Genomic DNA, 9,616 nt, shown 5'->3' on the forward strand with positions numbered 1-9,616 from the left:
AAAATCAGGGGCTTGCAGCTGGACACATTTCGCCACCTTAAAAGGGCTGACTCTAACCCCTATCCTCAATCATCCGACGAAAAGCCAGCACCGCATCGTACTGGTCCGGAATCGCAAGACAGCGATCAATGACTTCAGCATCAAGGCCGGGCAACAATTGACTGCTTGCCGCCACGGCGTATCCCTCAGCGGTCAAGACATGGATCTGCAGATGGCCATCACGACAGATCCATACCTCCGCGATGCCCTTGGCCCGATACAGAGGGAGTTTGCTCAGTGCATCGCTGGTGATCACCACCTCGATCACCAGGTCGGGTACGGGTTTGTCCTGCCCGAAGCAGTAGGACTCATCCGGCTCTCCAGCGGCAAACGCTGGCTGCTCCAGCGTAAATCCACCGCGTCCGTAGTAGCGCTGGCCTTTGCGCTGACAGTAGGCTTCGACAAAGTAACCGAGCGTTGTCTTATGGCGCTCATGGCGCTCGCCAACCGGCGACATGATTTCGAGCACTCCGTCGACATAGGTCAGGCGCACGGACTTGTTGTCTGGAAACAGGGCCGAGAGCTGCTGGTAGCGCTCCCAAGAACAGGGCTTGATCAGCACGCGACGCTCGTCGGCTTCGAAACGCGGAGGAACGGACCGGTCTAGCAGGGCCTGTGCTTGCGGCATGGAACACCTGTGACTTGCTCAGATATTGGCTTTTGGAGGCCGAGCCTCGCAGCCTTAGCGGTAAGGCGGCTATTCTAGCAGCCCGCTACCAATCCCCTGGCAAATTCTCAGTGCTTCGAGCCTCCATGTCTTCCATATCTGCCGCCTCGACCCGCCTTCACCGCATCCTCCTGCTGATCCTAGCCGTCCTGGTCTTCGCCCTCTGCCTCTGGCGCGCCGGGGCGGCGCCGATCATCGAGGGGCTACCGTTCAAGGATTCCGACGACATCATGCGGATGTTGCAGGTGCAGCGCTGGCTGGAGACCAGCGCTTGGTACGATCTGCATCAGCCCCGGCTGAATCCGCCCGCCGGGGTCGACATGCACTGGTCGCGGTTGCCGGATCTACCGCTGGCTGCGGTCATCAGGTTGAGCGAACCGCTGCTCGGCGCCGAGCGTGCCGCATTGCTTGCGGCCCATCTGGTGCCGGCGCTGCTCGGGGTCGCCTTCTTTGCCGCTTTCGTCTGGGCCGCGCGGCCGTTTACCGGACGCAAGGAGCTGCTGTTTGCTGGGCTGGTCGCGATCGCGCTCAATATACCGCTGGCGGATTTCGCCGCCGGGCGTGTCGATCATCATGGCTGGCAACTGCTGTTGGCAACGCTCAGCGCCGGCGCCTTGCTGCGCATCCTCGCTCTGCTCGATGCGCGGCTTGGCACGCGGCTCGGTAGGCAACCGGACGCGCAAACGGGCACACATCAGGACATGCACCAGGACATGCAATCGGGTGCGCAATCGACCCATCGACTGGCCCAGCGCACGCCAGCGCCCTGGTTGGCACCGCTGGCCGGGGTCGCCGGCGCGCTCGGGCTCTGGATCGGCGCCGAGGCGATCCCGCCAGTCGCCTTCGGTGCCGCCCTGCTCGGCCTTGGCTGGCTGCGGCATGGACGCCGTGGTGCCGAACAGCTGGCGCGCTATGGGCTGGCGCTCACCGCGACCACACTCGCGCTCATCCCGCTGGCGCTGGCGCCGGGGGCGCGCGACTCAACCGCCTGCGATGCCTTCTCCTGGGTCAGCGTCGCGCTGGCGGCGGCGGTGGCCTTGTTCGGCCTCGGCGCACTCGCCGTCGAACACTGGCTGGCGCGCAGCAGACACAGATTCAAACACCTCGGCCTCATGCAGACACGGCTGCTCCTCGCCGTCCCCCTCGCCCTGCTCCTGCTCGGCCTGCTCTACGCGCTGATCCCGCATTGCGCCAGCGGACCCTATGCCGGTCTCGCCGAGCCGTCGGCGCAACTGGTCGCGCGCGTCAGCGAGGCGCAGCCGCTGCTGAAGGCACTCCGGGAACGACCCGCCACCGCCAGCTCGTTCATCGTCCTGCCGCTGCTGGCGCTGCTACTGAGCGCCTGGCGCAGTCGGGTCGGCCCGCGTCGCACCCGCACGCGCTGGCTCGGGCTCACGCTGTTGATTGCCGGCGGACTGCTGCTGATGGGCTGGCAACTGCGCGGTGCCGCGCTCGCCAACCTCTATGCCGGGCTGGCGCTGACCTGGTGGGCAGCGGCGGTGGGCGCGCGCATCGGCGAGACGCGGCGCCTGCTGCCGCGCCTGCTGCGCCGGGCCGGGCCGGCGGTGGTGGTCGCACTGCTGCCGCTCGCCGTCACGCTGACGGTGACCAGGATCAGCGACTCATCCGCCGACAGCGCCGACAGCGCGGCGCTGACCAAGGCCGGCGGCTCCGGCGGTGAGGCTGACGCAAACGGCGAGACGGGCCCAAGCGCCGATGAAACCTGCGACCTGCGCGCCATCGCCGAGCAACTGAATCAGCCGCCGTGGCAAACACAAGCGCCCCTGCTGATCGCCGCGCCGGTCAACCTGGGCGCGCCGCTCCTCTGGCTGACCCCGCATCAGGTCTTGGCCGCGCCCTATCACCGCAACGACAGCGGCATCGAGGCCGGCACACAGATCTTCTTTCGCGACGCCGAGACGGCCCGAAAGGTCATCGAGCGGCGCGGCGTCGACCTGCTACTGGTCTGCCCGCACGACCCGGTCGCCACCCATGAACGGCGCGACGGCATCACTCTGTTCTACGACCAACTGCGCGCCGGCGAGACCCCGGATTGGCTGGTCGAGATCCCGCATGCAGGCACTGCGCGGCTGCTGCATGAGGGTCTCGACGCAGCAGCCCTCCTTGAGGACCAAAAACAACAGCTCAATCTCCCAGCGCGCACGGTACCCATCGATCAACTCGGCGGCCTGCTCGGCCATGGCCCGGCCGCAGTCCGCCCTGCAAGACATTGTCCAGACCAGGGATGCCAGAGGGGATCAACGTAGTCGACGTTGACATCGATAGCGCTCCTTGATGGGGTGAGCCAGCGTCGCTCCGCCGGGTCGCCATGATATGTTCAGCCTGATCGGCAACCACCGTGCAGATCGCGGTCTGGTCCGATCTATGCTTCACTTGCTCAAGCAGCATCGCGGCAGCGTCGCAGCTCTCAGGCGCAGCCGATGACTGCCAGAACCAGACTCGGAGGAGGAACCCTATGGTCGAGATCGGATCGGTGGCTAGACTGTGGCTGTTTACGGCGGTTCTGTCGCTGCCTCTGGGCGCGGCGGTCGCTGCGGATGCGCCTTGGGGAAAAGCGAGTCCCAGCGATGCAAGCTATGCGCCGCAGAAGGTGGTCTACGACATTGCGGTCGCCGAGCGCACGGCACTCGAGGGCGTCCTCGACCGCGTCAGCTATCTGAACACTCTGTACGGCGCCGACCCGTTTCGCGCCTCGATCGTGGTCGTGCTGCACGGCGGCGAAATCCCGTTCTTTGCAATCGCCAACCTGGGCGACAACGAGGAGCTGATGCGACGGGCGCAGAGCCTCACCCTGGCTGGACCGATCGAGTTCCGGATGTGCACGCAGGCCGCGCAGGCGCACGGGTTCGAGCCCGACGATATTCACGGCTTCGTGAAGATGGTGCCAATGGCCGACGCCGAACTGATCGAGCTGCAGCGGGAGGAAGGTTATGCGTACATGCGTTGATGCGATGCGGATCATTGCCTTCGCGCTCGGCACCGCCGGCGCTGCCGGTCCGCTGATCGCGGCCGAGCCGGTGGAAACGCCCTACGGCCCGGTGAGCCTGCCGTTCGAGCTGCGGCAGGTCCCTGACAGCCCGGTCTACTACGTCGTCGGGCACTCGGGTGTACCGGACGCCGTCAACGAAGGCCACACCTCGAATGCCGGATTTGTAGTCACGAACGAAGGCGTGGTGGTGTTTGACGCACTCGGGACGCCGGCGCTTGGCTATCGGCTGCTGCAGCGAATCCGGGAGGTGACTGACCAGCCTGTCGTGCGCATCGTCATCAGCCATTACCACGCGGACCACATCTACGGGCTCCAGGCCTTCGAGGAGCACGGCAGCGACCCCGAGGTCTGGGCGCAAACGAATGCGCTCGACTACATCGGCGGCACCCGTGCGAGCCAAGGCGAGGCCGCCCAGCAGCGGCTCACACAGCGCCGTGAGGCGCTGTTCCCCTGGGTGGACGAGGACACCTATATCGTTCCGCCCGACGTCGTGTTCGAGCGGGCGGTTCGCTTCCAACGAGGCGGGATCAACTTCGAGGTCAGGCACATGGGCCCGGCCCACGCGCCCGGCGACTCGGCGATGACCGTCGAGGACTATGGCGTGGTGTTCAGCGGTGACGTGATCTACTCCGGCCGCATCCCGTTCCTCGACAGTCCGGAGACCGATATCGAGCAATGGCTGAACGGCCTCGACGCCATTGCTGCGATGGACGACGAGATCCGCACCATTATTCCTGGTCACGGTGCCGCCTCCGACCAACCGCAACAGGCGGTGGCATTCACCCGAGGCTACATTGCCGATCTCAAGGACCAGATGTCTGCGGCTGTGGAGGACTTTGTGCCCTTCGAGCAGGCCTACGCCGACGCGGATTGGTCCAAATACGCGAACATGCCCGCGTTCGACGCCAGTCACCGCAGCAACGCCTATCGCGTCTACCTGGAACAGGAGTCCAGGTCGCTGCAGTGACGGCCGAGGGAATCCCTGCTCGCGCAGCCGCGCGCTCGCCTCCAGGGCGGTGTGGACCGTGCGCATCTCGTGGAAGAACAAGGCCGCGTCACCAGATCGGCGCAGGACAGCGACGAGGTCGCGTGGCCAGAACTGGCGCGGCTGGTCATGCGCAGCACTGCGGCACGCAGACGGTTCGCCTCGCCGACCAGCGGCGTGGCGCGCTCGTTCTCTTGGGTGCATTCCGCATGACATCCAGCCGTCAGACCCGCCGCAAACCCTCCCCCCTGCCTGACCTGGCCGCAACCACCTCCCACAACGATTGCTTATATCCACCATTGACAGGTGGTTTTGCCCCACGACCGATCAGCCGCCAGATGAGACGACAGGACGGTCGGCCATGCTGGCTAGGACGTCTCGCAATTGCCGGCCGCTGACTTTCCGACGCTGGCCCGGTAATTGCTCGCTTGCTTAGCAAGTTCCGCTAAACGGAGATCCCTCAAGTGGAAGACTTCACACCGGTCCTGTCGACCATCGGCGGGGTGCTCATCGGTTTCGCCGCCATCGCACTGCTGTACTTCAACGGCCGCATCTGCGGCATCAGCGGCATCATGGGCGGCGTGCTCAGGCCGCAAAAGGACGACACCCTCTGGCGGGCAATCTTTCTGGCTGGGCTCATCACCGGGGCAACCCTGATTCTGCTGCTGCACCCGGCCGCGATGGATCTGCGCTTCGACGTCTCCGATTCCACCATCATCCTCGGTGGCTTTCTGGTCGGCATCGGCACGCGCATCGGCACCGGCTGCACCAGCGGGCATGGCGTCTGCGGAGTGGGTCGGCTAGCACCAAGATCGCTGGTGGCGAGCACGGTCTTCATCGGCTTCGCGATCACGACCGCTACGCTGGTGCGACATGTCTGGGAGGGATTCTGATGCTCGGCTATCTCGCGGTCTTCCTCTCCGGCACCCTGTTCGCAATCGGCCTCGGCGTATCGGGCATGACGCTGCCGCAAAAGGTCATCGGCTTCCTCGATCTCGGCGGCGACTGGGATCCGAGCCTTATCCTCGTCATGGCCGGCTCTGCGGGCGTCTACCTGCTCTGCTACCGGTGGATCCAGCGGCTCTCGAGCCCGCTCTTCGATACCAAGTTCCACATCCCGACCCGCACCGACATCGATCAACGGCTTCTTCTCGGCGCCGGCCTGTTCGGCATCGGTTGGGGGCTGGTCGGCCTGTGCCCCGGCCCGGCCATGACCGCGCTGGTCAGCGGCCATCCCGAGGCGCTGATCTTCTTCACCGCCATGGTGACCGGGATGTATGCCCATCGCACGGTGGATCTGCTCGCCGAGATCCGGACACCCACGGGGGCCATAAGCGATGGATGACCGGCGCCCGTTGCTGCCGCGCAGTGCCGTCCCCGAGGAGCGCCGCTCCGGCGCGTGCCACCAGGTCCAGAGCCTGCGGCTCGGCCCGATGCAGAACCTGGTCCATGTCATCGCTGATCGCGAGAGCGGCCGCGCTGCGGTCGTCGACCCCGGATGGGATGCGGAGCCGATCATGCAGGTGCTTTGCGAGGCCGAGCTATGTCTGACCGACATCCTGATCACTCATGGCCATGACGACCATGTTAACGGCCTAGGGGCGCTACTCGGCCGTGCGACGATGCCTGGCTACCAGCCCTTGATTCACGTGCTGGCAGAGGAGGCCGATGCAACATCGTCGAGATGACGGTCTCCGGCTCCTTAACGGCGCAGGAGTTCGACGATGCCCTCGCCGCCTTCGAGCGCTCCATCGAGCGCCATGGCCGCATCCGCGTGCTGGAGAACATCGGCGAGCTGGATACGCCACCGATCCCATGGAACAAGCTTTGGGACGACGTGAAATTCGGCTTCGAGCACCTGAGCGACATCACCCATGTCGCCGTGGTCGCCGATCAGGGTTGGATTGGCGCCTATGTCAACATGCTGAACCCGCTGCTAAAGGCCGAGATCAAGCACTTCAAACGTCCCGAGCTGGAGGTTGCTCGGACCTGGCTGGCCCAAGCTCGCCCTTGATGCGAATCTGGTGCGGGCGTTCCAGCACCGCGTCGGTACGAAACCGCCAGACAAAGGCGTGGACGCCTACGGCCTGCTCCACAGAGCGGCGGTTCTCTTGCTCCCACAGGATGCGCGCCTCCTTCCAACCCGGGACGAATTCCGGGTAGCGTTCGATGTCCGCCACGAGATCAAAGACAGCCGGACGCGGGTGGCACAGGGTCTCTCGGACAGTAAAGCTTGGCATGATGTTGGCCTCGCCCGGTGCAGTGGAGCAAGTGCAGTAGAGTGACAGACTTAGACCGCTTGCCGTTCCATGTCCGCCGCGTACTCGCCGATGCTCGCGAGCGAGTTGAGCTTGGCCCGCTGCAGCAAGGCCTGGCTGGCCTGCTCGGCCTTCGCGGCATCGCCCCGCCAGGTCTCGAGCACCTGGTTCTGCAGTGCCCGTGCATACGAGAAGGTCAGATGCCAAGGCAGCGATCGCTTGGTGGCCATCTGATTCATCGCGTTGAGGTGCTGGGTCGCTTGCTCGTCGCCCTGGCCACCGGACAGGAAGGCGATGCCGGGCACCGCAGCTGGTACTGTCTGCTGCAGGCAGCGCAAGGTCTCTTCGGCGACCTGCTGGACGCCCGCACGCTGCGGACAATCGGTCCCGGAGATGACCATGCTCGGCTTCAGGATCATGCCCTCGAACTGGACGCCTTGCCGGTAGAGCTGCTCGAACACCTGGCGCTGGGTCTCGACCGTGACCTCGTAGCTGGTCTCAATGGTATGAGCGCCGGTGATCAGCACCTCCGGTTCAACGATCGGCACCAATCCGGCCTCCTGGCACAAGGCCGCATAGCGCGCCAGCGCATGGGCATTGGCCTCGACGCAAGCGCGGCTCGGCTTGCCCTCGTCGATGGTGATCACGGCGCGCCACTTACAGAACTTCGCGCCGAATCCAACGTACTCCTCCAGGCGCTCGCGCAGCCCGTCCAAGCCTTCGGTCACCTTCTCGCCGGCGTTCAGTGCGAGCTCCTTGGCGCCGGTATCGACCTTGATCCCGGCCATGATGCCTTGGCGTTGCATCAGGGACCGAAACGGCTCGCCGTCGGTCGTCGACTGACGGATGGTCTCGTCGTAGAGGATGGCGCCGCTGATGTACTCGCCGAGTCCGGGGGTGCCAAGCAGGAGCGTGCGGTAGGCGATCCGGTTGTCCTCGCTGTTGTCGACGCCAACCGCCTTTAGCCGCTTGCCGACGGTGGGCGTGCTCTCGTCCATGGCCAGGATGCCCTGACCGGGCTTGACCATCGCTTCAGCGGTCTGACGTAGGGCGTTCAAAGTCATCGTTGAACCTCCGAAGGGGTTTGCGAGAAATGAAATCGAGAGCCTGCAAGTTCCCGACCACAACGACCCTGAGGAAGCGGACCGGGAATTCAACCGCAGAAGGTCTCAAGCGGCTGCTTGCCGGCAAGGCGATAGGCTGTGCCGAGACGGTCCAAGCCTGCGGGGGTGATGGGGCCTGGTGGTTTTGGCCCGGCTGCCGGTGCCAATGCCCCGGCCGGAAGCTTGATATCCTTGATGAGCTGATAGAAGCCGCGCGAGGGCTTCGGTGCCTTGGAGAGCTTGAGCCGATCCTTCGCCGAGGAGACCATCGAGGTCGCCTTCAAGGTCATCCGCGATCAGTTCATCTTCACCAATGCGCGGTTGCTGCTGATCGACAAGCAGGGGCTAATGGGTAAGAAGGTCGAGTACCTGTCGATCCCCTATAAGGCGATCACCCGCTTCTCGGTCGAGACTGCCGGGCATTTCGATCTGGATGCCGAATTGAAGGTCTGGGCCTCGGGGGCCAGCGAGCTGGTCTCTGCTTGCTCTTGCTCGGCCTGCTCGGCAACGATAATCGCACGAAGTTCATCAAGCGCGCTGTTGACCACACTCGACGCTGGCTCAGAATCAAGGTCTCGTTGACTGGTCTTCCCAATCGAACTGCGGCAGTTGCTCAAAGGCCCTGCGCAGACCCGCATTCCAGCTCTGAGAAACCTGGGCGAGCAGCGGCGAGTCCTGTGGCAGCTTGAGCCGATAACTCAGCGCAAGGCTATCCCGAGGATAGAGCGCGATCTCGAACGGCGGGCCAACCGTGACGTTGGAGCGGGAGGTGCCTTCGAGTGAGACCAGGCAAAGCCGCGCGGCATCCTCTAGTGACAGCTCTGGTCGGGCAATGCGGTCTAAAGCGGGCTTGCCGTACTTGTTCTCACCGATCTGCAGATAGGGGGTCTCGGGCGAGGCGGCAAAGTAGTTGCCCTGAGGGTAGATCAGGAACAGCCCCGGCGGCTGCCCGGCGATCTGCCCCCCCAGGATCAGCGTCGTCTCAGCGCTGACACCATGGGCGGCAAGCGCTGGGCCGCGGTCGCACTGCACCGCGAGGTTGACCTTACCCACATAGTCGGCGGCCTCGAACAGATAATTGGCCGACATCAGATTGAGCCCAGACGGCGGCTGATCGAGATCGCGGCGGATAAGGTTCAACACCTCCTGGGTCGAGGCCAGGTTGCCGGCGGAGAGCAAAACAAACAGTCGGTCTGGAGCCGGCTGGAACACATGCAGTTTGCTCACACTGGTCACATAATCGACGCCCGCGTTGGTGCGCGAGTCGGAGGCCAGCACCAAGCCGGCGTTGACGGCGAGTCCGAGGCAGTAGGTCATGTTGGTGCAATCTCAATCGTCGAAGGTGCCATCAGCGGTAGTTTAGGCCATTCGGACTTCCGCTCGACGTCAAGCGTCGGCGGATGATCTATGATCGTCATCCCGTGGCAGTCGCGATGATCGCTCCAGTCTCCCGTCAGTGCATGGTCTCGATAGCGATCTGGCGGCACTTCGTCGCAAAGCGGCACCTGATTAGCAAGCTTCTTCAGCCAAGCCCCTTTTCCGCCGAGGAAAGGC

13 protein-coding genes and 1 pseudogene are annotated in these 9,616 nt (G+C 64.5%); 8 read left to right on the plus strand and 6 right to left on the minus strand.

From position 1 onward, the window contains the following. Positions 1-52 precede the first annotated feature (52 nt). Positions 53-601 carry a Uma2 family endonuclease gene (locus AC54T3_RS12110; RefSeq protein WP_496625054.1) on the minus strand — a complete coding sequence of 183 codons (549 nt, stop codon included), beginning with the start codon at positions 599-601 and terminating at the stop codon, positions 53-55. 191 nt (positions 602-792) lie between these two features. Between AC54T3_RS12110 and AC54T3_RS12115 the strand changes: the two genes are divergently transcribed. The 7 genes from AC54T3_RS12115 to AC54T3_RS12145 all read left to right on the plus strand — a co-directional run bounded on the left by AC54T3_RS12115 (position 793) and on the right by AC54T3_RS12145 (position 6,715). After that, positions 793-2,973, plus strand: coding sequence for a hypothetical protein (locus AC54T3_RS12115; protein WP_496625056.1), 2,181 nt, complete (start codon positions 793-795; stop codon positions 2,971-2,973). Positions 2,974-3,182: 209 nt separating this feature from the next. After that, positions 3,183-3,674: a DsrE family protein gene (locus tag AC54T3_RS12120; RefSeq protein ID WP_496625057.1), complete on the plus strand. Its 492-nt coding sequence runs from the start codon at positions 3,183-3,185 to the stop codon at positions 3,672-3,674. Beyond that, the gene (locus AC54T3_RS12125) at positions 3,658-4,683 is read left to right on the plus strand and encodes an MBL fold metallo-hydrolase (RefSeq protein ID WP_496625058.1); all 1,026 of its coding nucleotides are present in this window, start codon (positions 3,658-3,660) and stop codon (positions 4,681-4,683) included. Before AC54T3_RS12120 ends, AC54T3_RS12125 begins: the two co-directional genes overlap by 17 nt. A 482-nt stretch (positions 4,684-5,165) precedes the next feature. Next, positions 5,166-5,594, plus strand: a complete 429-nt coding sequence (locus AC54T3_RS12130) for a YeeE/YedE family protein (protein ID WP_496625060.1) — start codon at positions 5,166-5,168, stop codon at positions 5,592-5,594. Beyond that, positions 5,594-6,046: a DUF6691 family protein gene (locus AC54T3_RS12135; protein WP_496625062.1), complete on the plus strand. Its 453-nt coding sequence runs from the start codon at positions 5,594-5,596 to the stop codon at positions 6,044-6,046. Before AC54T3_RS12130 ends, AC54T3_RS12135 begins: the two co-directional genes overlap by 1 nt. After that, a complete protein-coding gene (locus AC54T3_RS12140; RefSeq protein WP_496625064.1) occupies positions 6,039-6,389 on the plus strand; it encodes an MBL fold metallo-hydrolase in 351 nt (116 codons plus the stop codon). Before AC54T3_RS12135 ends, AC54T3_RS12140 begins: the two co-directional genes overlap by 8 nt. Next, positions 6,386-6,715, plus strand: coding sequence for a SpoIIAA family protein (locus AC54T3_RS12145; RefSeq protein ID WP_496625066.1), 330 nt, complete (start codon positions 6,386-6,388; stop codon positions 6,713-6,715). Before AC54T3_RS12140 ends, AC54T3_RS12145 begins: the two co-directional genes overlap by 4 nt. Here the strand turns inward: AC54T3_RS12145 and AC54T3_RS12150 are convergent. The 3 genes from AC54T3_RS12150 to AC54T3_RS12160 all read right to left on the minus strand — a co-directional run bounded on the left by AC54T3_RS12150 (position 6,660) and on the right by AC54T3_RS12160 (position 8,331). Then, positions 6,660-6,941: a type II toxin-antitoxin system RatA family toxin gene (locus AC54T3_RS12150; RefSeq protein ID WP_496625068.1), complete on the minus strand. Its 282-nt coding sequence runs from the start codon at positions 6,939-6,941 to the stop codon at positions 6,660-6,662. The two genes, AC54T3_RS12145 and AC54T3_RS12150, sit on opposite strands and share 56 nt — an antisense overlap. Before the next feature lie 50 nt (positions 6,942-6,991). Next, positions 6,992-8,023: a class I fructose-bisphosphate aldolase gene (locus tag AC54T3_RS12155; RefSeq protein WP_496625069.1), complete on the minus strand. Its 1,032-nt coding sequence runs from the start codon at positions 8,021-8,023 to the stop codon at positions 6,992-6,994. Positions 8,024-8,112: 89 nt separating this feature from the next. Then, positions 8,113-8,331 carry a hypothetical protein gene (locus AC54T3_RS12160; RefSeq protein WP_496625070.1) on the minus strand — a complete coding sequence of 73 codons (219 nt, stop codon included), beginning with the start codon at positions 8,329-8,331 and terminating at the stop codon, positions 8,113-8,115. On the opposite strand from AC54T3_RS12160, the gene AC54T3_RS12165 reads away from it, so the two are divergent. Continuing rightward, positions 8,303-8,644, plus strand: a complete 342-nt coding sequence (locus AC54T3_RS12165; protein ID WP_496625072.1) for a PH domain-containing protein — start codon at positions 8,303-8,305, stop codon at positions 8,642-8,644. The genes AC54T3_RS12160 and AC54T3_RS12165 overlap by 29 nt on opposite strands. Here the strand turns inward: AC54T3_RS12165 and AC54T3_RS12170 are convergent. Together AC54T3_RS12170 and AC54T3_RS12175 are read right to left on the minus strand one after the other, a co-directional pair. After that, positions 8,630-9,379, minus strand: a complete 750-nt coding sequence (locus AC54T3_RS12170; RefSeq protein ID WP_496625074.1) for a proteasome-type protease — start codon at positions 9,377-9,379, stop codon at positions 8,630-8,632. The genes AC54T3_RS12165 and AC54T3_RS12170 overlap by 15 nt on opposite strands. After that, positions 9,376-9,616: pseudogene (locus AC54T3_RS12175) on the minus strand (hypothetical protein); the annotation flags it as partial. The pseudogene AC54T3_RS12175 and the gene AC54T3_RS12170, both read right to left, overlap by 4 nt.

It is taken from the genome of Halochromatium sp. NSM3 (assembly GCF_059621085.1).

Bases quoted from the DNA above. Each gene is read 5' to 3' on its own strand.
- AC54T3_RS12115 (WP_496625056.1), top strand. From the start codon at position 793: ATGTCTTCCATATCTGCCGCCTCGACCCGCCTTCACCGCATCCTCCTG.
- AC54T3_RS12120 (WP_496625057.1), top strand. From the start codon at position 3,183: ATGGTCGAGATCGGATCGGTGGCTAGACTGTGGCTGTTTACGGCGGTT.
- AC54T3_RS12125 (WP_496625058.1), top strand. From the start codon at position 3,658: ATGCGTACATGCGTTGATGCGATGCGGATCATTGCCTTCGCGCTCGGC.
- AC54T3_RS12135 (WP_496625062.1), top strand. From the start codon at position 5,594: ATGCTCGGCTATCTCGCGGTCTTCCTCTCCGGCACCCTGTTCGCAATC.
- AC54T3_RS12140 (WP_496625064.1), top strand. From the start codon at position 6,039: ATGGATGACCGGCGCCCGTTGCTGCCGCGCAGTGCCGTCCCCGAGGAG.
- AC54T3_RS12145 (WP_496625066.1), top strand. From the start codon at position 6,386: ATGACGGTCTCCGGCTCCTTAACGGCGCAGGAGTTCGACGATGCCCTC.
- AC54T3_RS12150 (WP_496625068.1), bottom strand. From the start codon at position 6,941: ATGCCAAGCTTTACTGTCCGAGAGACCCTGTGCCACCCGCGTCCGGCT.
- AC54T3_RS12155 (WP_496625069.1), bottom strand. From the start codon at position 8,023: ATGACTTTGAACGCCCTACGTCAGACCGCTGAAGCGATGGTCAAGCCC.
- AC54T3_RS12160 (WP_496625070.1), bottom strand. From the start codon at position 8,331: ATGGTCTCCTCGGCGAAGGATCGGCTCAAGCTCTCCAAGGCACCGAAG.
- AC54T3_RS12170 (WP_496625074.1), bottom strand. From the start codon at position 9,379: ATGACCTACTGCCTCGGACTCGCCGTCAACGCCGGCTTGGTGCTGGCC.